General features: G+C 44.8%; 15 protein-coding genes. 5 read left to right on the top strand and 10 right to left on the bottom strand.

Annotated elements, in window-relative coordinates; genetic code table 11:
- Nucleotides 1-81: 81 nt before the first annotated feature.
- The gene (locus ACBP55_RS05335) at nt 82-1,482 is read left to right on the top strand and encodes an MFS transporter (protein WP_464650290.1); all 1,401 of its coding nucleotides are present in this window, start codon (nt 82-84) and stop codon (nt 1,480-1,482) included.
- A 158-nt stretch (nt 1,483-1,640) separates the two neighbouring features.
- A complete protein-coding gene (locus ACBP55_RS05330; RefSeq protein WP_464650288.1) occupies nt 1,641-2,081 on the top strand; it encodes a class I SAM-dependent methyltransferase in 441 nt (146 codons plus the stop codon).
- A 386-nt stretch (nt 2,082-2,467) separates the two neighbouring features.
- Here ACBP55_RS05330 and ACBP55_RS05325 read toward each other — a convergent pair whose 3' ends face one another.
- From ACBP55_RS05325 to ACBP55_RS05300, 6 genes are all read right to left on the bottom strand, one after another.
- On the bottom strand, nt 2,468-3,739 hold the full coding sequence (locus ACBP55_RS05325) for a prolyl oligopeptidase family serine peptidase (RefSeq protein WP_464650286.1): 1,272 nt from the start codon (nt 3,737-3,739) through the stop codon (nt 2,468-2,470).
- A 341-nt stretch (nt 3,740-4,080) separates the two neighbouring features.
- A complete protein-coding gene (locus ACBP55_RS05320) occupies nt 4,081-4,260 on the bottom strand; it encodes a hypothetical protein (protein ID WP_464650284.1) in 180 nt (59 codons plus the stop codon).
- Nucleotides 4,261-4,282: 22 nt separating this feature from the next.
- Nucleotides 4,283-5,767 (bottom strand): Lsa family ABC-F type ribosomal protection protein, encoded by a 1,485-nt coding sequence (locus ACBP55_RS05315; RefSeq protein ID WP_464650282.1) that lies wholly within the window; start codon nt 5,765-5,767, stop codon nt 4,283-4,285.
- A gap of 275 nt (nt 5,768-6,042) precedes the next feature.
- Nucleotides 6,043-6,465 carry a hypothetical protein gene (locus ACBP55_RS05310; protein WP_464650280.1) on the bottom strand — a complete coding sequence of 141 codons (423 nt, stop codon included), beginning with the start codon at nt 6,463-6,465 and terminating at the stop codon, nt 6,043-6,045.
- Nucleotides 6,449-6,922, bottom strand: coding sequence for a MerR family transcriptional regulator (locus ACBP55_RS05305; protein WP_464650278.1), 474 nt, complete (start codon nt 6,920-6,922; stop codon nt 6,449-6,451). The genes ACBP55_RS05310 and ACBP55_RS05305 overlap by 17 nt, the downstream gene beginning before the upstream one ends.
- 284 nt (nt 6,923-7,206) lie before the next feature.
- The gene (locus ACBP55_RS05300) at nt 7,207-8,352 is read right to left on the bottom strand and encodes an ankyrin repeat domain-containing protein (RefSeq protein ID WP_464653236.1); all 1,146 of its coding nucleotides are present in this window, start codon (nt 8,350-8,352) and stop codon (nt 7,207-7,209) included.
- Between the two features lie 465 nt (nt 8,353-8,817).
- Between ACBP55_RS05300 and ACBP55_RS05295 the strand changes: the two genes are divergently transcribed.
- Genes ACBP55_RS05295 through ACBP55_RS05285 form a run of 3 tightly spaced genes read left to right on the top strand, consistent with a single transcriptional unit; the run spans nt 8,818 to nt 11,145 of the window.
- The gene (locus tag ACBP55_RS05295; protein WP_464650276.1) at nt 8,818-9,597 is read left to right on the top strand and encodes an RNA polymerase sigma factor; all 780 of its coding nucleotides are present in this window, start codon (nt 8,818-8,820) and stop codon (nt 9,595-9,597) included.
- Nucleotides 9,598-9,624: 27 nt separating this feature from the next.
- Entirely contained in the window at nt 9,625-10,647 is a 1,023-nt protein-coding gene (locus ACBP55_RS05290) for a hypothetical protein (RefSeq protein ID WP_464650274.1), read from the top strand.
- Nucleotides 10,648-10,689: 42 nt separating this feature from the next.
- Nucleotides 10,690-11,145, top strand: a complete 456-nt coding sequence (locus ACBP55_RS05285; RefSeq protein ID WP_464650272.1) for a pentapeptide repeat-containing protein — start codon at nt 10,690-10,692, stop codon at nt 11,143-11,145.
- A gap of 207 nt (nt 11,146-11,352) precedes the next feature.
- On the opposite strand, the gene ACBP55_RS05280 is transcribed toward ACBP55_RS05285, so the two are convergent.
- The 4 genes from ACBP55_RS05280 to ACBP55_RS05265 form a co-directional block, all read right to left on the bottom strand.
- Nucleotides 11,353-12,108, bottom strand: coding sequence for a hypothetical protein (locus ACBP55_RS05280; protein WP_464650270.1), 756 nt, complete (start codon nt 12,106-12,108; stop codon nt 11,353-11,355).
- Between the two features lie 13 nt (nt 12,109-12,121).
- Complete coding sequence (locus tag ACBP55_RS05275) at nt 12,122-17,728, bottom strand: golvesin C-terminal-like domain-containing protein (protein ID WP_464650268.1); 5,607 nt, start codon at nt 17,726-17,728, stop codon at nt 12,122-12,124.
- 272 nt (nt 17,729-18,000) lie between these two features.
- Complete coding sequence (locus tag ACBP55_RS05270; RefSeq protein ID WP_464650266.1) at nt 18,001-19,212, bottom strand: GDSL-type esterase/lipase family protein; 1,212 nt, start codon at nt 19,210-19,212, stop codon at nt 18,001-18,003.
- A 7-nt stretch (nt 19,213-19,219) separates the two neighbouring features.
- Nucleotides 19,220-21,445, bottom strand: coding sequence for an FAD-dependent oxidoreductase (locus tag ACBP55_RS05265; protein WP_464650264.1), 2,226 nt, complete (start codon nt 21,443-21,445; stop codon nt 19,220-19,222).
- Between the last annotated feature and the right edge of the window lie 2 nt (nt 21,446-21,447).

Here is a 21,447-nt window from a genome sequence, read left to right as displayed (position 1 = left end):
AAATCATAACATAAAATGCGTTGGAATAAATAATCGATTTCAAGTAGGATGACATCAATACACTTAGAGGGGTGACCAAAAATGAATGCTCGCAGCAGGTGGTTGATGATTTCCGTTGGCCTTGGGATACTATTGAACCCATTAAATTCTTCCATGGTCTCAGTTGCTATTCCAAGACTTCAAAATGTGTTCCAACTTGACTTTACAGTAGTTTCCTGGATTATTTTTTCTTTCTATATTGCAAGTGCTATCGCTCAACCTGTCATGGGAAAAGCCAGCGATTTATTCGGTCGCAGGAAGATATTTCTTATCGGGCTTGTTGTAGCCTTCGTTGCATCCTTATTAGCTCCACTATCACCAAGTTTTGGGTGGCTCATCGTGTTCCGCATTGTGCAATCCATTGGAACAAGCATGATGGTTGCAGTTGGAATGGCCATTGTGCGAATTCATATTACGGAGAAACAAGCGACCGCATTGTCTGTTTTGTCCATATTTCTATCCGGAGCGGCAGCAATTGGACCCTTTATTGGTGGGGTCATCATTCACTGGTGGGGCTGGTCTGCGATCTTTTTCGTCAATATTCCGTTCGTGGTGGTGAGCTTTCTATTATCTTGGAGGCATATTCCTAAGGACGAACCGTCAACATCCTCCCAACGGGGCATGTCCTTTCGAAAATGGTTTGATTTGATTGATGCGTCAGGGATCCTGCTATTTACTGTGGGTCTGGTTGCCCTGCTTACCTCCTTACTTTCAGCAAAATCATCTGGGCAAATCTCATTAAGTAACGTTATTGTCGGGCTGATAAGCCTCGTTTCACTGGGGGCTTTTGTACGACATGAGTTAAAAACGAAGTCTCCCTTTATTCCTTTGCGCACATTCGCCAAATATCCTGCGATGACTTGGGTTAATGTCGAATTCATGCTCGTTAACGTACTTTTTTACTCGCTCTTTTTCGGGCTTCCGTCCTACTTGCAAATGGTACGCCATGTCAGCGAGTTCCAAACAGGGATTCTCATGCTAAGCTTAGGCTTATGCTCGCTAGTTACTTCACCAATAGCAGGACGATGGATCGATAAATCAGGTCCCAGGCCGGCATTGCTGGTGTCCGCAATTCTGATGACATTGGGGTCGGTGTGGCTCGTGACATTGAATCAAAATTCACCGGTAATCAGTGTATGTTTGGCTTTGGCAGCATTCGGTATTAGCAACGGGTTGAACAATGTCGGTATGCAGGCGGCCTTGTTCAAGAGTTCTCCAAAAGAAATTATAGGTGTAGCATCCGGATTATTTAATACATCAAGATACCTGGGAACCATTCTCTCTTCATTGCTGATTGGCATCGTAATGGGAAATAAGTTCAGCTTCGAGGGATTTCAAGTGCTTGGGATTATCCTCACGGTCATTGCATTGTCTTTGGTATTCATGAATCGGCGACGCCGGGAGTCAGGGAAATTGGATGAGTCCGTAGGTTCAGTGTCTTGACAACTGTCAACATTAAGGATTGCTCCTCGTGGGATGGAGCCTGGCAAGAAACGCATAAGCAACACGGGGATCAAGCCATCTCCATGTGGGACTCCCGTGCTCAATCCTTTGCCGGGAACGCCCTCGGAAATACGGGTTAAGGACCGACAGAGCAAGTCATGGGGTGGCTGGATCAGCTCGGCGTACGTTTTGAGGGCGCCACGGTACTTGACATCGGTTCCGGCCCGGGAGCTTTTGCCATTCCCTTTGCCCTGCGTTCCGCTCAAGTGACGGCTGTTGAACCGTCTTCGTCCATGATCGAACTTCTGATGGGCGGGGAACAGCCAGCCATGCGTTTGGATATCGTCTACATGTTGAATCTCCTCTATGCCCGTCAATATCAATTCGACTTTCGCGTGTTCGAAGAAAAGCGGGAGGATACGATGGCACCTGAGCAGGCGTTGGCATACATCCTGCAATTGTTGCCCGGTTTCCGTATCCCGATTCAAGCCGACACGAAACAAAAGGTACAAAGCTTTATAGCAAAAACGTATCTGAATGAGGTGCCGATTCGGACGGCGACACGCCTTGGCCAAATTCTTTGCTGGTTTTATTCTTAATAATAATTTACAAATAAAGTTTTGAAGTGATGACTTTGGTCAAAAAGGCTGAATTACAAATAAGTTTTGAAGTACTTCTTACAACCAATTGCATCGTATATGGGCGTTAATTTACCTGCGCAGAACAATTGAGGAAGTCGCACCGTATCCCGACGATCCGTCTGGTCTGCTCACCTGGTTCCCCGAGGGAGTTCAATAAAAGCAGCGGCAGTCTAGCCTGACCGCTCTTGCCGGTTAAAACTCAACTACATTCTAAACACCATCGACACCCCCAACATGATCAGACCAACGGCTCCTAGCATAACCAACTGTAACAAGAATCATAATATGTACTTTGGTAATGGAAGAAGTCTTTTAAACTCTCCAGTAATGGATATGTTTTCCGTTTACTTGCTCTGCACAGCAAGCCAATCCATGAGAGATACTTGCTTACCCTCCACCACGACCGACTTCCCGTCATAATCCAGGTGACAGTCATCGTTCAGGGCATATATCCAGGAGAAATGCCCTATGTAGTTAAACGGCTCTCCCTTTTCATCCGCAAACAAGCCATGGATGTCCACAACCTTATCAAAGAACGAGAGATGCACATTCTTCGCACCGGCCTTAATCAAGCGCTTATAAGTCGGTATTACAGTTTCCTCCGGTTTTACAATCAAATCATCCTTGGAATGGGTAAACCAAATCGGCACATGCTTAATCGCCTCGATATCCGCATCACTGATAACGTCATTGAACAGCGCTTCGCAAACAGGATATGCAGCAGCGAAGAAATCCGGATAGTCCAGCACCATACGCATGGTCATAAATCCCCCATTGGAGCAGCCGCCGATATAGATCCGGTTAGTGTCGATTGCCGCATCATTCCTGAAAATGAACTCATCAATCAGAGCCTTCAAAGTCACCCCATACTTGGACTTACCTGATCTGCCGTACTGTCCGCTGCCGTCGTTCATCCAGAAGGTCGGTGTCTGCGGTACCAACATGTAAGCTCCGCCAAATTTCGCTTGGATTGCATCGCTGGCCAGGTTCACCACCTTGTTGCCCGTATAAGCGATGGTCGGATCCTGTCCGCCCTCTCCAGCTCCGTGCAACCAGATGATGAGTGGCCGCCTGCCGTTTCCAGTCTGCGGCACGAAGTAGCCATACTTTAGCGGCTCCTCTTCATAGGAGGAAATGCCGTGCAGGAACTTCTCCGCCTGTTTCATGGTATTGCCTGCACACAGATCGAATACCAATCCCGTCAGCCTCTCTTCCTCCGCTGGAATTTCCGCAATCTGTGTAATTCGATAATCGCTGAAGATAAACTCGTTGAAGTCGCTCGGACAGGCAATTGCCGCGGATAAGGAATCGAGCGGCCCATACTTCATTTCCAAAGTCACGAATTCCCCTTCCTCTCTCCGTACACCATGGATACAGGAAGGATATGCGGCTTTCACCACGCAGTAGCCCTTGCTTAACTCCTTTTCCGTCTTCTCTAACCAGTTCCTCGAAAGCTTCAGGATCTCGCCCTTCTTGTCCTTCCGCTCCACATATACACTAAAGCATTCCGGCTTCACTTCTTCAGCCTTCACGTTCACCGATATGGGCAGCACCAGTTTGGTAACGTATGGACCATGATCTGTTATCTCGATAATTGAGTAGTAACTTCTTCCCATAGCAAATTCCTCCTTTTTCTCAAATGAAATGTTTGACTCCCGCCAGAAATTGTCTCGCGCGGAAACATAGCGGGTCCGGGATTCCAATTCCAGCCCCATCAAGGAATGAGAGCGTATTTTCATTCTACCGTAAACATATGGAGGCTCACATCCAATATGACGACCTTTTTATTTCATTTTTGCGATCATTTGATGCCATTCAATAGCAGATAGGACAACATAGCCATCCATATCTAGTAGCGCGATCCGTCGGGATGTCATAATGTTCTTGTCAAAATCGGGAATGTCCTCAAGTTCTTGTCATCTGATTTTACAAGCTAAAATAAAAAAGCTCCCGCCTCTTAAAAGTAAAAGACGAGAGCATGATTCCCATGATACAGTTGCCACAAATGTGACGTTTTACCGTTGATAACGGGGCCTCCCCGATAAATTCCCGAGAATATATTTTCGTGAACCTTCTCATTCGAAATGAACAGGTTCACAAAATCATCTACAACCTCAACTTCAACCTCAATCATCATTGCCCTCATCCTCCAAGAAAGGTTAGTTTGTCAGTTCTACAATCTTTGTCGCGATATTCTTGCAAAACTCGCTGTCATGCTCCACGAATAGAATGGTTGGGTTATACTCAAGCAGCAGTTCTTCGATTTGCATACGCGAGATGACGTCAATAAAGTTAAGCGGTTCGTCCCAAATATGCAAATGCACTTGCTCGCTCAGGCTTTTGGCGATCAGCACCTTTTTCTTCTGGCCGCCGCTAAACGCCGACATATCCTTTTCAAACTGGGGTCTGGAGAAATCAAGCTTCCTAAGAATCGATTTAAACAAACTTTCGTCAATTCCATGCTCCCTAGCATAGTCCGACAAATTTCCACGAAGGTGGGAAGTATCCTGCGATACGTACGATATTCGAAGCTGGCTATCCTTCCGTAAGCTTCCGGTGTAGCTTAGCCCCTCACCACATATCAGCTTGAGAATCGAAGATTTTCCCGAACCGTTCGGGCCTATTAGCGCAATGGATTCGCCTGGCTCAATCGTAAAGCTTACATTCTCGCATACCTGTCTTTCCCCGTAATAAATCGAAACCGCATCCAGCTCCACAAGTTGAGGCTTATGATAAGAGAGCTGCGTAATCTCCAGACTTTCTGAGCTTTCAATATTTTTCAGAAGCTTGGATTTCTCTTCGATGGCCGATTGCTGCCTTTGTTCAATCGATTTCGAGCGCTTCATCATTTTGGCGGCTTTGTGGCCTACATAGCCTTTGTCGATTTTGGAGCCGGAATTTCTTGTGCCGTTTTTGCTTTTTTCTACTGCATGCGCCCAATCCCCAGTACGTCTGGACGAATCGGACAACCGTTTGATGTCCTTACGGAGTTTTTCGTCCGTCGCAAGTTCGAACTGATCCTGCCTCCGCTTATTTTCCCACCAGCTCGAAAAATTGCCTTTCTGGATCTCGATATTGGTTTTGTTGATGGAGAGAATGTGATCGACGCAATGATCGAGAAACGCTCTGTCATGAGATATAAGAATGAACCCGCTCTTTGATCTCAAATATTGACTTACAAGCTTCCTCGCATTCATATCTAGGTGGTTTGTCGGCTCGTCAATGAGCAGGAAGCTGTTTTCCTTAATGAACAAGGTCGCTAGCAGCACCTTGGTCTGTTCTCCGTTGGACAACGAATTGAAAGGGCGATACAAAACGTCCTCGGACACTTTTAGTAGCGAAAACTCCCGTATTAATTGCCAGTGCTCATAGTCCGGGAAAATATCTTCAATTACTTCATACGTTAGACTTTCCTTGCGCTCTACATGGAATGGAAAATATTCAAACTCTACCTGCGACGAAATATAGCCGCTGTATTCATGCTTTCCGAGCAATAGTTGGAGAAACGTCGTTTTCCCCCGGCCATTTCTCCCTGTAAAGCCCAATTTCCAGTCAGTATCCATCATAAAACTGACGTTTTCAAAGATGTTGTCGTAGCTGCCTTCATAGGCAAACGTTAGGTTTGATACGTTAATAGTAGACACTCCGATATCCTCCTTTGTCGAAAAAAAAAATTAAGCTGCAAGAAAGTTACCTTTCCTGCAGCTCAAAAAAATACGACAAATTCAACCCGGGCCAGGGTATGAAAAAGGATATAGTTTGAGTGAAAAGAATAAGGTAACTTTCTTGCCAATAAGAAATAAAACAAACACTGTTCTATTCTTAGAAAAAGGGCAAGAAATATTACATTATCCTCTTCATCTCCAATCGTTAAATGTAGCTGAATATTATCATATTCTTTTCCTTGTTGCAACTTCCTTTAGGGACCTCCGAACTCTTTTTTCTTCATTCTTATGCCCAATATGATGAAAGCGACATAGATTAGGATGGCAATCGAATCGATTAACGTATCCGTAAGTGCCGAAACATCATAAAATGCCGTTACGCCAAGAATGACCATCAGACGAACGAGCAGAAGTGACGCGATCGTCCATGCAGCAGACCGGATCTTCGATCGCTCGCTTTGAAATGACAGGATAATGAATACAATGCCGAAGACCAGATTCTCTGCGGTGATAATGTGCCAGACATACCTAAATATTATCCGTGTATCCAAGGCTATATCATTCACAAAGAGCGTCGGCAATACAGCGGATTGCCCGTTCCAAGCGTGCGTAACGGCAAACAGTATCGCAAGAACGCCAGCAATCAGATAATAATAATTCTTAATTTTTATGTCCATCACAATCCTCCTTAGTTATTCCAGGATCCTTCTTGTGAAGATCCCGGTAAATCTCCCGAACGAACACTGCCAGCCGCTGATCACTTTCATGATTAAAGTCCCTTAGCGTTTCAACTGCTACGTCGAGCAACTGACTGACCTTTTCAAGATGTGCAATTTTCTTGCGCGTTTCTGCTTTTTTGGCATCAAGGAATTCAGCGACCTCTTGGCAATAAGCAGGATCTACACTCTGCATTCTGTGGAACTGAAACTTCCCCTTGATTTCTTCTAGTGAAAAGCCCGCATACTGCATGATTTGAATATTCATCAAATCGACGAGGTCGTCCTTAGAATACCTGCGGTAAGAATTGTGTTCCCGGGACGGCGATACGATTCCAATACGGTCATAGTACCGAAGCGTATCCTTCGGAATACCAAGTATCCGTGAAACCTCTTTTATAGAATATTGTTTTTCCATACATTCACAATAACATTGGAGTAAACTCCAATGTCAATTCGTTTCTACTATTTTTTTCACGCGGTATTCAAGCAATCCTTACAACTATCCTGCCCGTTTAATCACCCCGGGTTGACTGACTTGCTTCCATACGACTACTAAGGACTTCCTCAATACAAGAAAATATAATAAGCGTTCACCCAATAAAGTGAACGCCTACTTTACTTCAAAACTTTATTGTCTACTTCAAAACTTTGTTTTGAAGTACTTTTTACAATCGCGCATGCTGGTCATTCAACCAAATCTCACTTCATTTTTTTATAAGCATCTAAAAGATTGATCATTCTTTGTCTAAGCTCTTCTGGATATACATATTCCATGATCGAATAGGGCGTTCCACCTTCCTCATAGCGCACATCCACGTTAGCACCAGTTTTAAGAAGCAATTCAAGATTCTCAGCGGTTTTATCTGTGTAGTTTCCAAACATTGGACGTAGTGCAGCTAAAAGTGGAGTATATCCACGATCAGAATTTACATTTACATCAGCGCCTGCATCAATAAGCATTTTGACAAGATCGGGTCTTTGTCTAGAACTCATAATAATTAACGGAGTTAATTTCGAATGATTAGAAAGGTTCACATTAGCTCCTGATTTTATAAAGACTGGTACAAGATCTTGAGCAAAAGTAGTGGCATAATGTAGAGATGTATCTCCCGTTTCTTTATCTTGGATATTAATATCGATTGGAAATTTTAAAAACTCTGGAATAATAACTTTCGCAACAGAAGAATCGTGGGTAAAAGCGCTTTGCATTACTTGCAAAAATAAAAGATCTCGTTGTTCTTTATTGACAGATTTTAAAATGTTATAAACTCCAGTGCTATTCTTTTGAACCGCTTGATCATATAGCGAATTTACTACGTTTTTAACCCCTTCTCTGGTCTCGATTATATGAAATTCAACTTTCTTGTATCCCGATACATCACCATTGGTACTAACGTCAAAATTTTGTAGCCCTTCGCGAAAATCGTTGTCAACACGTAGGGAGCCTAACACTTGTTGTTTGTCATCGTAAAAAGTAAGCTCTCCTTTTACATAGGTTATTCCTGGATGATCGACATTAATTTGACCAAAAACATGCGTCGTCACTTTAAACTCGCTCGGAATCGTCACGAGATTACCGATAGAGATAAATGGAGAGCTTGAGTCCGATACGTTTAAGGGTCCGTACTTGATTTGAATAACGTTTTGTTGATCATCAAAACCAACAACACCGCCCATACTTTCTGCAATGTACCTTACGGGAACATAAGCATGGCCATTATAATTTAATGTTGTATAATCGCTATCTAATTGTTTGGTTTGACCATTAAATTCGTACGTGACTGAAAACAAGTACGCTTGTATCGTATCTGACGCATAAACAGCAGTTGTTACGGTTAAACCAATTCCGCAAATTAGACCAAGAACAAATTTTCTCAGAATCCATCACCCCCAATTTTTAATTCTAATGAATTAGACGATTCGAGCAAGCATTAAGTTTCCATTTTATAACAATGCCTCTGGTTGTTATGTTTATTAGTCTCCTTTTAATTTCTTCATATGGGACATGTAACCTAACCTTCGTCACAATAAAAGCTCCTCCGCTTTGTTTTCATTTAATTACCAACACATGGTGAAATTAAGGGAATTAATGGAAAATCAAACCTTATTGATCAGCATACTTTGTGATAAAATGGAATACGGAGGTCCACGCAGACCTCTCTTTTCTTTTAAACCATTAGAAATATTGGAAGAGCACATCGACTAATGTAGGCAGATAAAAATAATTCGAATTTTTTTCGAAAAATGATAGAAATTGCATGTCCTTTGGCATCAAACATTGTAGAGGGATTATGAAAGGATGGCAAGTCATTGGAAAAGGTTGCGTTAAGAAGTCAAGAACCCATACTCTTTATCGAATCTCAGAAATCAATTGGCTTGAGTATGGAGACAAATGATGAGCAACAGGAACTCGTACATCGCGCGCGCTCTGGTGATCGTGAGGCATTTGGTGAATTAGTACGTTATCATCGAAGTAAAGCTCTCGGATGGGCGAATACAATAACGCAAGACAAATGCATTGCCGAAGATATCGTGCAGGAAGCACTCATAAGGGCATTCATGCACATCGGTACTTTAATGAATGCGGAGCGCTTTGTTCCTTGGCTGCAACGTATCGTACGAAATCAGGCATATATGAAAATGCGACGCGGTGGACCCTACGGTAAGGAACGCCCGTTCTCAGACTTCAGCCAAAAATCTGGAGACACGTCGGTTGTGGATACCGATTGGACCGACATCGACGAAATCTTATTACACCTATCTCGCTCTGCTACTGAAGAAGCACGGTTTCGTGATGATCCGGCGGTTTCATTAGTAAGAGCGGATATGTTGCAGTGTTTACGAGATTTGCTTTCATGCCTTGGCAAGCGTGAAAGAGCTATGTTTGAAGCTCATTTTTTTGACGAACTGACGCCTACCGAGATTGCCTCACTGTTCCAAACAACGACTGCCAACGTTTACAACACCTTGTCCAGATCCAAATCCAAGGTCTATAGAGAGCGGATCCGTATTTCCCTTAACGGATATGTGCAGAAGCGAGCAACACTTGGTCTCCCGAAACGTGTCATCCTGACCTCTCCCCCAATCTAACATTATCATGAAGGTGGTTACCTTAATATGATTTCTGAACAACTTATCAATCGTGATTGGACGAAGACATTGACTTCTGCTGCTAGTGCCGTTTATGGATCGGTCAGTTACACCGATAAAAAAAACCTCTCACTTATAGACGTTATGGGGCTCACTGGTCATGCCTTCCGACTTAATATCGATCCAACCGAAGTTAACGTAGCAGGTCCAACCTCTTTTCCTGGCGGTTATATTCTTCGCAGAAACTTATGCAACTTAGGTTATACCAGCAATATGGGAGAAGCCTCTACTCCTGTATCTCCTGATAAGCTGGAGCAAACGATAGCACTTATCCAGCGATCTGTTGACAAAGGCTATCCAGCTATTGCTTTTGATCTATTTATTCCAGAATTCGGACTGATTTACGGTTACGACGACGAGCAGCAAATGTTTAATGCAAAGGATGTCTCCCAGGAAGGCACAATTTCATACGCAGATTTCGGTCGACCCAAAATTCCAGTATTATTCTTAGTCACAATCGAAGATAGCCTTCCCCACTCCAAGTACGAGATGCTCCGAATGGCACTGGATATGATTGTGGATCACTCTCGTGGGCGGGAATGGACATATAATTTCAAAGATCGTTATGCTCAGGGTCTAAAAGGGTATGATGCATGGATCCAAGTCATGGAGAATCGAAACGCCGACGAGTTCGGTAATGCTTACAACATAGCGGTTGCAGCCGATGCGAGAGAATTTGCATTCCAGTTCCTTCGGGAAATGACCATCAAATGGGACAGCAGCAATGTCGTTGAACGAACTGTACGAAGCAAAGCTGCAGAAGCAGCCACTCATTATGAAGCAGTGGCAGAAGCATTAAGCGGTTTGCGCGAAATGTTCCCTTTCCCAGAAGGTGGTAAGCCAAAGGATCCAATAATAGCAAATAGGGCCATTGAACTATTAAAAAGTGCGAGGGAAGCGGAGACTAAGGGTGTAGAGGTGTTAGAGAAGCTTCTGTCATTTATGAAGGCATATCACTCCGATATTTGGATTAAACCAACATCTAATTGATTTATAACTCAACTTAAATACAAAAACGAAAGGATGATTCAAATGGAAATTACAGATAAGAAAGTTATAGATTCGAAGAATGGATTAGAATTACAAGACTTAAGAGATCAGAGAATACATATGGCTACATTTAAGGGATCAGATTTCAATGGAATAGATATGAGGGACACTACATTTGCTGATACTAACTTCGTAAGTTCCAAATGGGAACATATTTACTTTTCTAATTTGTATATAAATATGATTCAGATGGGTGGAACGTTATTTGAGAATATTATTCGTCCCAAAGATCAAATAAGTCGATTGGATGGAGAACATGGAACAGATGGATGGGTCAATTTAGAGCCAGTGAGATTTAAAAACAGTGACTTATCTACAGCGATTTTTGAGGCATGTAAGCTTCAAAACGTTGAAATTAATAATTGCGATATCGAAGGACTAAGAATTAATGGAATTTTGATTAAAGACCTATTAGAACACTACGAGAATAAGAAGTAATTGAAGGTATTTAGAGGAAGTCCCCCTGACGATATTCTTATTTGGTTATTGCCTCAGTTTCCCATTTAAATAACTTTATTAGGTCAATGATTCCCCCTTTTAACCTTCGTGTGAAGGCTGCCGTCATGTCGTGATTGAACTATCGTTTCCGTTAGTTCAACGGTGTGGTCAAACAGCTGAGTAAGATCCCTGTGTAGTTTCAATTACTTAAACAAAAAAGATTGGTTGGACACTAAATAACCTGATTTTATTTGTAGTCAATAACTTATGTAATCGCTGTGAGATGATGACTTCTCTATTTGCTGAACAACGATAAGCATCACTTGTTCCGAAAATTTCTTTGGTATAACAAATATCTTGATTGGACCATGTTTTTTTCTCAAAATATAAAAGCCCTTTTCTTAAGTTAATATCATAAGTATCACATTGTAGACATTTTTCCCCTTTCTGTTCAACAAGAGTTGGCTGAGTAACTTCCCCCAGTCCAATTTCGAGTTGTAAATTAAAATACCCCTCGATTTCTTGCTTAGTTTTAATATCATAAATTTTTGCTGTTGAATAACCAATAATACTATTTTCCTCAAGTAAAGTCTTAAGCCGATGAGAAATAAATATCTCAGAATTTGGCGGATTCGATATCGATAAATCATTTTTTTGAATGTATTTTCTATTAACATATATTTTTTCCCGAAACATTTTGCGGAATATCTTCCCACAAAATTGGCATTTATGAAAAAGCGACTCCTCTGACTCTGAAACATCCGCATTCCCATCGATAATTAACTGTAGTGCCTCAGCAAATTCCTTTTCCTTTTTACTAAAAGAATATTCTCTCGAATAAATTTCATAGGGTATTTTAAGTTCATCTACTTTTATCATAAATTCTGATAACTCTTGCTGCCCATTAATAAAATTGTATGCTACAACTGAACCAAAAGAGCCGAATGGATCGTTCTCATCCACTCAGCTCTTAGGGTTATTTTACAATAATTTGTATCACATCACTTACCGTTGTTCCACTTCCATTCATAAACTCGCCGCGATATTGATAAATGCCAGGAGCCTTTCCCGAAATTTGTGTAATTGCCGATTGGGCACTTGGTGTGTGTGAAGATAATGATTGCGTTTCAATAAGCTCGTCATTTTCATATAATCGATATTGTGTTGCGTTCGTGCCCCACCACATATTAGCAGTAATGGTATAGTTCCCATCTTGATCCCAGTTATCGCTGGACAACACAGGTTTGCCGGGATTCGCATTAGTCACGGTGACGGTGTTTGGAGCGCATGAAGTCGTTCCATACAAATTCGATAACTCACATGTATACACATAGGTTCCGTTTGGCTTACCTTGAATAGGTATGATGGAAGCCTGGACTGCTGGCGATGCATCGGCCAGTGATTTCGATTGGATCAGTTGACCATTCTCGTACAACTTATACAGTGAGCCATTGTTTCCCCACCACATATTCATCGTAACCTCATAATTGCCATCATGTAAGCCTGTCGCAACACCGCTATTATTCGATAGCATCGGTTTACCTGGCACCCCGTTCGCAAGCAATACCGGACTGACGGAATGCCGTTCGAACTTGACTGCATCAGCCCTCGTATAGATCATATCGGCAGGAAGGGTTGGCGGATCTATTGTTGTTTGAGTCTCCCTGGTTAAACGAACATACTCGCTGCCATCTCCTGTAAAGTCGAACGTTCCCAGATTAACCCAACCCGACGAGCCGACTGTCGCATCGATATACGTGACCTCGGTAACCGACTGATGCTTCAACTCCACTTTGACATGATTATCGTTTGCCGTCGTATGGACGAGTTTGTAGATAGAGACCGTATATCTTCCCTCAGGAAACTGGGCCTTCCACGTCGCCGATGATCCTTGAACTGTAGAGTAACGGGACTTAACACCAATTTTGTATCCGGCTAAATTACTTTGGCTCCAAGACCCTTCCGTAGCGTATAACCCGGTCGTATTCGTGCTGTCGACAATAACCGTTAGGTCCTTGATCGTGATTATCAAAGGCGGTGTTGTTAAGGTCACACCGTCAATCGTTACAGTAGCCCACACCGCAATGTGATCCGTGGCTCCATCGAGGCTTTGAAGGGTCAACAAACCGCTGCTGTCCACTGCAGCCAGATCGCTTCTATCAACAAAATACTGCACAGTTGCATGTGCCAGATCACCGATCAGGCCGTTAGCCAAATAGCCGGTTACGCTCAGCCGAGCACCTTGAGTCATCTGCAGTTCGTCCCGATCCGACAGGATGGCCACCGACGCCAACGGCGGAATCCTATTCGGGTCCACCCACATCATCGCATCGGCAACTACCCGTGACTTGTTGGCCTTGTTGGTTAATTCGACATACCCGCTATCGCCTGCTGCAAAAGGGTAAGCTCCCAGGAACACCCACGACCCATTGGCTGTTGTCTCATCAACGGTAACCGTCTCGGAGCCCCCGCTATAATAAACAGTAAAAGAAGCATTCGTTGCCCAATTTTCGCTCGTGGCGGTTATTTGCGGAAGCTTGTAATACACGCTATAAGTGACACTTTCCGGCAGCTCCGGCCGCCAGAGAATCTTGCTAGTCGCTGTACCTGCAGTCGATTTGGCATACACATAGTTATCGTAGTAATAGTCATTAGCCGTAGTATCCCGTATCCAGACGCCTTCTGTCTCCGCCTCCGTATTATCGACAATGATGGTTGACCCCTCCTGCCAATCCGGTTGGACCGGAGTTACCGCTACCCGATCAGGCAGATATAGCGTTCGCTTGCGGGTCTGTTTTCCGTCCGATTCCACATAGTAAGTGAAGGTTTGGGATAAATTGTTCACCCGTATCGACCATTCCATCGGATAGATCGTATCTGGAACGGTCGTGTATGTGGCCCCGCCATCCAAGGAGTAATGGATCGTCGCTTGTTTCGTCGTTTTTGCCTCCACATAAGCATCGTAGGACGTTTCGTCGGGCTTGACGATTAGCATGCCTTTAACAGCATCTATTGGACTGTGAACATCGAAGAAATAGCTTGCATCCGATGTATCAGCCGTTCTGAGCTGGTGCAGCGGCACATCAATGCCCAGTCCCTCCACAATGATAGCTGTTATTCCCTTGCTTGAAACCGTGGCCTGAATGATTCCACCTCTCATAACCGCTTGCTCTGGTGTGCCATTATCGCGGATGATGGTCACGGTATAATCTTGCGCCGGATTAAACCCGATCATTTGTGCATTCAATTCGATTGGAGTGTGCACTTCAGCGGTCGATTCGTTGCTTAATCCGATGTAGAACTTATTTCCGCTCTCACCCGTTATCCAGTTCAATTGTGGATGGTTGGTCTGGATAATCCCTTTGGGCATCCAGAGCCAAACGTTCGAATTGCCATAAAATTGACCTGGTTTATTCCCATAGAGGTGATATTTGAACCATAAAAAATTAGTTTCGAATACAGAAGGAAATGAAATACTCCCATTCGATTTCAGTGATTGTTCACTGATCAGATAATCCATCGTTTGCCCGAGCTGCGCCGGCATATGGTGATAATAGATGGATGTAGCCCCGCTTGGACCTTCAAGAGAAAAATCCGGTTCAAGTTGACTAACGGCGAAGCCCTTATAGTAATAACCTGGATAGCTGGAATATCGTCCGATGACCGCATTATGAGCGATATCCTGCAGCAGTTTGTCGCCTGTGTAGAGCGACAATCTCAGCATGAATGGAGCCTCCTGCGCATTCATCCGATAATAGCCGGTTGTACTTCCCGCCTCAAATGTCAACCCGTTGGGTGAAACAAGCCAACTGTCCGCTTGTACGCCCCCGGCTACATCTTCTGGGAGCTTGCTCCTAGGATAATCGTATTTACCGCTTGCCGGCCAATGGAATGACTCCGCGTAATTATACGTCTCCGGCTGCGGAATCGTAACGGTGCCTCCGGGAACCGGTCGAGCAACGAACATGGTAGCGTACTGTTTGGCTTCCTTGTACGCGGCATTCAAGTATTTGGGATCCTTCGTTTCCTCGTAAAGCTCCAAGATCTCCATCCACAGCTTGCTATAATAATAAATAAACTCATTTTTACTCACATTCACAGATTCAGGAGTATCGATATTTTTAATAATATAGCTGTCGGCTGCATCCTTGGCAGCCTGTAAATACTGCGCATCCCCGGTCATACGATACATCATAAGGGGCTGAATGACAGGTCCGCGATCTTTCTGATCCGGATTGCGCACAAGGTACTCTTGTTGTCCTAACGCTTGAATTCCAGGCGATGTGCCCATCATCTGATTGACAGCGGCTACGCTTGAAACATCGAACGGCAAGGTTGCCATTTTCCATAACGACGGTACGCCATATACGGGCTTCTGTGTCGGTGACCAACCGATACCATTTCGCGATACACCGTACTGGATGGACGGCAGCGCCCTCGTATCGTAAAGTTGGTCGTCTCCGGTCAAATAGTAAGCTCCCAGAAGAACCGCATTCGATGTTGTTCGAACGCTATCCTCGTTCTCGATGTCAATGAAGCCCTTGGCTCGGTTCCACCACCCGCTGGGCGACGGAACATAACTGACAGAGTCGTCACCCTGAGGTTCAATCTTGAGCAGATCGATCATATTGAACATCGCATCCGTAAGCGACTGTTCAGCGACATTTTCCCGGTAGGCCGAATAACCGTATTCACTGCGGAGAATATCCCCGTAGGCCTTATATAGACTGCTGCTTTGAGCGATTAGCCCCATATGAAATTGATATGTGCTTTCCGCAGTCATTTGCGAATAAGTCCCTAGTTGAGGAGCATACAGGATCGGCTGCACGCTGCCTTCGTTGTTGACAAGACTCATGCCAAGCCGTTGTTTCGTAACGCCTCCCGTCGGTTCAAATTCGACCGGAAGCTCGTCCGACGGTACAAATACGCCATACGTCAAAGCGTTTCCCGCGCCGTCATTCTTTTCAACCAGACTCATCGGAGCGCTCAGCTCTCTTAAGCTTGTTGATTCCACTGAACCTACCATTTTGGCATGCGATCTGAAACCATTTAACACTTCATTGATGCCAGAGATTTGCTCTGTGGTGAAAGACTGATAGCCGATCACATAATTGCCATCCCTATGAGGTGTAAAGACGAAGGACACATCTGGTTTGTCCCCGGACAAGGACCAGTTCACTTGTAAATCGTAATCGCTTCCAAGAGAAGAATCGGTTAATACTGCCGTGTGGCTATCTGGGAAATTAATCCCGTCGAATGTAATCCAGCGTTTGTTCATCGTATCGTAGTAATTGGTACGACTTCCTGCATTCCCATCCAACAAGACCCATTGTTCTTCAAGTCTTTCCGCCACATTATTGATTGCCACCCAGTTCCCCGTAACCGCGTCCTTGTAGAACAGATCACGAACGATAGATTTGCCTCCATCCCAAGCAGCTTCATAGAAAGTTGCCTTATAGTTAGCGTTCTCGATGCTGCCTTTGTTCGTATAACTGAGATTCGCCAATGTGCGGCTGCGCAGCGGAGGCAGCGGTGGAGCCTGCTGCCGAATATTTCCTTCGAACTTGACCGCATCTGCCCGCGTAATGATGGTGCCCGTCGTTGGCTGCGTTCGAGTCAATCTGACAAATTCGGTGTCATTGCCGCTGAAATCATACGTTCCCAAATCAACCCATCCGGCAGCTGGTCCCGACGAGGGCCTGAGATCCATAAACATGACATCCGTAATCCCATTGTGCACAATTTCGATTTTGACATTACTATCTGCTTTATCCACCCAATTAAGCTTGTTGAACGATATTCTCGCCGTTCCTGCTTCCAAACGCGGATTCCATGTGATGCTTCTTCCCACCGCATCCGTATAGTTGGAACTGGAGTTATTATACCCCTTCACTCCTGTACTAGTGCTCCAATAAGGAGCCGAGTATCCGTTATTCTTGTTCTCCACATCGGTGGTGACGACACCATCAATCGTGATGCTTCCATCATCAATAATGATCGTCTTATGAGGCTCTTTCTGCTGAATATTCCCTTCGAACTTGACCGCATCAGCACGCGTAAGTATCGTACTGGTGCTGCTGGTAGACCGTGTCAATTTAACGAATTCTTCACCCACACCGGAAAAGTAATACTCTCCCAAATCAACCCATCCCGCAGGTGCTCCGAATGAAGGCCGCAGATCCATAAATCGTACATCCGTCATTCCGTTATGAACGATTTCTATTTTTACATTACTATCCGCTTTGTCCTCCCAGTTAAGCTTGTAGAACGATATTCTCGCCGTTCCTGCTGCCAAACGTGGATTCCACGATATAGTTCTGCCTACCGTACTCGTATATTGGGAACTGGAATAATTATACCCCTTCACCCCTGTACTTGTGGTCCAATTCGGAGCCGAATATCCGTTATTCACGTTATCCGCATCAGGGGTCACAACCCCATCGATCGTGATGCTCCCGTCATCGATGATGATGGTCTTAAACGGTACAGTGTCCGCACTAGCAGTCCTTATTCCGAATAGGCTTAAAGGAACTATTATCGTCATGATGAAAACGATTAAGAAAAACAGCTTCCTTTTTATCATACAACTCACATCCTCCCATAAATTGACAACGCTTTCAAAACAATAATACCCTCCTTTGCTCGAATGATCGTAAAGAAGCAATTAGCCTTATCCGTCTGGCTAATCCCGCTCCGTCTTTTTTATCATAGCATGTCACATTACCGTGAAATTTCTTTAATTTCTAGAATTTCTTATAAGATTTTAAGTAAAAAAAGAAACCTACACGGTATTAGACTGCTCAACTGCAATCAGATACGTTGTAGGTCTTACAATGGGAACAAAGCCGATTTTAACTATGATAATGGCGGCTGCACCAACAACAACTTCCCAAGCTGGATCACCGTTTGATCGTACCATTCCAGATGCTGCCGAATATGCTCCATGCTTCGTTCATTGCCGGATGCCTCAAACACTGCCGCTTTGTCTGTCTTCTCGTTATCGACTTCGAAGCGAACCGTATGGTTCCCATTCGGAAGCTCCGGCAAGAATACATACTGATTCCGATTATGATCGTTGTACGGTGTGAATCGGTCGACAACGAAGGGCTCCCCGCCATCCACCGTCACCTTCAGTCTGCCGGAATCAGGTCCCCCGATATCGAACAGCCCGATGTGAGTGCCTTCGAATTGCACCGTGAAAGCCTCACTAGGATCGACTGCTCGCCATAGGCCGGGGAACAACCAATCGTACTTGCGGGCCAGCGCAAAATCATCGGGAGTCACGTAGGACCATCCTGCCGATAACTGGGCATGGCCATCCAGCGGCAGCATTGCTGCGAACTCCCAGGGGTTGGCCGGGACCAGAGGATCCTGAGGCAGGTTATGTTCAACACTTCCCGAACTAACCTGAAGTTCACGAATCCGCTCAAACGAACGGGTGATCGTATCCGTATAAATCTGGTGTCCTTCTGGAATTGTCGGATGGATAGAATCATGCGTAAAAACAATGGCTCCGGGAATGGACTTGTCTGCCCCTGAGGTAAAAATGAGCTTTCCCTCCGACACCAAATGACTGACCGCTACGCCTAGATGAATCGAAGGAATACCGTAATAATCGGCCACTTCCTCTTGCATTAGAGCCCCCTTCTGGTATTCCCCGGACTGAAATAGGGCCACATCCCGCTCTTTCAGCGTATAAACGAACAGGATATCGGTAAACCGGCCCCGCTTGCGGATTTGACGGACGATCCCTTCGATCCGAGCCTTTGACTCGGGCACTCCGCCATCGTTACCGACAAATTCAACAAACACTAGATCAGGCTGGTGACGCAGCACATCCCTCTCCAAACGGGCGCAGCCCAAATCCGATCCAGTTCCGTCAATGCCTGCATTCACAGAACGGATATCCGCCTTGGGATATTGCCCACGAAGCCAATCCGCCGTCATGACCCTGTATCCTTCAGAACGCGTATTACTGCCGCCAAAATAGACGATTGTCACGGTTTCCCCATTTTCCAACTTCTGAATTACATTAGGGAGCCCTCTTCGAGGGAATAATTCCTTCATCGCTACTTCACCTGACCTCACTTATCGTTGTAGGAGCAAACAATTTTACAGCAAACACTTCATGATAAGGCGAACCGTAAGTTGCGCAGAAGTTAATCCGAATTCGGGTTACACCTTTCGCATCCACCTTATGTTTATTCAACGTGAGATAATTGCCACGGATTACGATTTCCCTCTTGGTTCCGTCTTCTAAGGTCAAGATCACATCATAATCTTTGATAAGGGACTCGATCGGATCGTCGAAATGCTCCAAATCCAGCTGCGAATTGAAAACAAGATGGATTTCGTCCAGATTTTTTGGGTTTACAAAACTGAATTCCAACCATTCCTGTCCTTCTGTACGTTCGGAAATCCAGCCGTTCGGCAGACCATAAGGTCTAGAGTAGCCGTTGACGACATTATCGGGATTATACATATTTTGGGATGGCAGCAGGTCCTTAAAGCAAATGCTCTTATTAAATTTCTTCAGCCTGGACGGCTCTTCCGGCCTATAATGGAAGCTAACCGCTCCTGTCATTTTCTCTTCGTTGCCGTATACGGCAAGGCTCGCCGTACCTTCCAATACGATGTAAATTTTGTCGTCCGCCGGCTTCTCGCAGCCTAAGTCCAGCGTAATCCAGTCGTCATGACCGGCTGCAATAGCCAAGCGGTAGTCTTTCAACTGGCTGGTGGGGATGTAGTTTTCCTTCCGTTCCCCGCCAAACAGCTTCACATGCAGAGTTTCCGAATGCTCGGAAACATTTTTAATTTTGATCCGTACACTCTCTGCCACGGATGTCTGAATCGGCAAGACCAAACATAACCCTTGCTCCAAGGGAATCGCTTCGGTTGGATGAAGATTGTCATAGCTGCGCTGAGACGAGGCACGAATATGTAATCCGTCAGCGAAGTACGGATCCAATTCCTCATTAAGCCCTACAATCGTTTGCCCGTCTCGAAGCAGAAGCGCCTGCAGCTCCCCCATATGAGCTTCGACTATCGCTGCGGGGTCTACCTCATATTTCAAGCATAACGAAGCGGCCGTTCCAACCGCCTGACCCATACAACCGCAGGTTGCCATTACCCTTGTTGATCCAAAAGCAACATGGGTAGCGCTTATATTGCGACCAGCGAACATGAGATTAGGTATATTTTGGGAAAATAAACTACGGAACGGAATATTGTACAATCCAGGCACGAAATTCCATGCTGTAGCCGGCCCCTCATCGTAGATGCCCTTAGCAGCATGCAAATCCATATACCATCCCCCGACGGATACAGCATCTTCGAAATGCGGCTTTGCTGTAAGATCGTTCTGAGACAACATGTGATTCCCAATAAATCGCCTCGATTCCCGCTTTCCCGGAATTGGGCATACATAATCCAAGATGAGATTGTCCACATTATCAAATTCACCGCTATTTTTGATATAATCCCAAATCCCGTAAACCAATTTCCGCAGCTCTAATGCGATGTCTTCATTGTTTTTGATAACATCCATATGCCCGCCGTATTCCAGCCACCACAATCCGCCAAGCCCGTTGATTTTTCTAGGAAAAGCCCGATGGTTCAAGCCTTTTCTGATACTATCGAAAAAGGCCAACTTCGTAATATCATACGCAAAGCCAGGCCTCTTGTACGGAACGGAATATTCTACGTCACGGGCTTGAAACAGGATCGTGTCTCCCATGGTGTAATGGTCAGCCACTTCAGGAGCCAAGTCCTCCATGAATTCATGCTTCGCTTCTCTCCCCCATCGGAAGAGAGCACCTGCCTGATATCCAACAACCCCGTCTCCGGAGCAATCGATGTAGGTTCGGCTTTCAAAACGGAATTTCCTTTCGGAAGCCAATTGAAGGCCCTCTACCCATTTGATTCTGCCGTTCTCCATTCCCGTTTCATGCACGCATGTATTCAGAAATAGAGCAATGTTAGGCTCATCATAGACCATATCCAACAAGACCGTATCCGAAAGCGAAAGCATAAGCTTCTTGTTATATAACGGATTATAGTGGAAAATCTTCAGCTTGAGTTCTTCCACCAACCCGCCCTCACGCGCATAATAGGATGGACTTTTTCCAAGATAGGCCGACCCGTTGATATGAACCCTAACCTCGCTGCTGGCATTCCCCCCAAGTACTGGTCTGTCATTAATAAGTGAAACTTGCAGCCCTTGACGAGCGGCAGCAATGGCGGCGCATAGCCCAGCAATACCACCGCCTACGACGGTTACATCCGCTTTAATAAGCTCCATTT

It is taken from the genome of Paenibacillus sp. WG02 (genome assembly GCF_055396115.1).
This window is presented reverse-complemented; position numbering and strand designations above follow the sequence as displayed.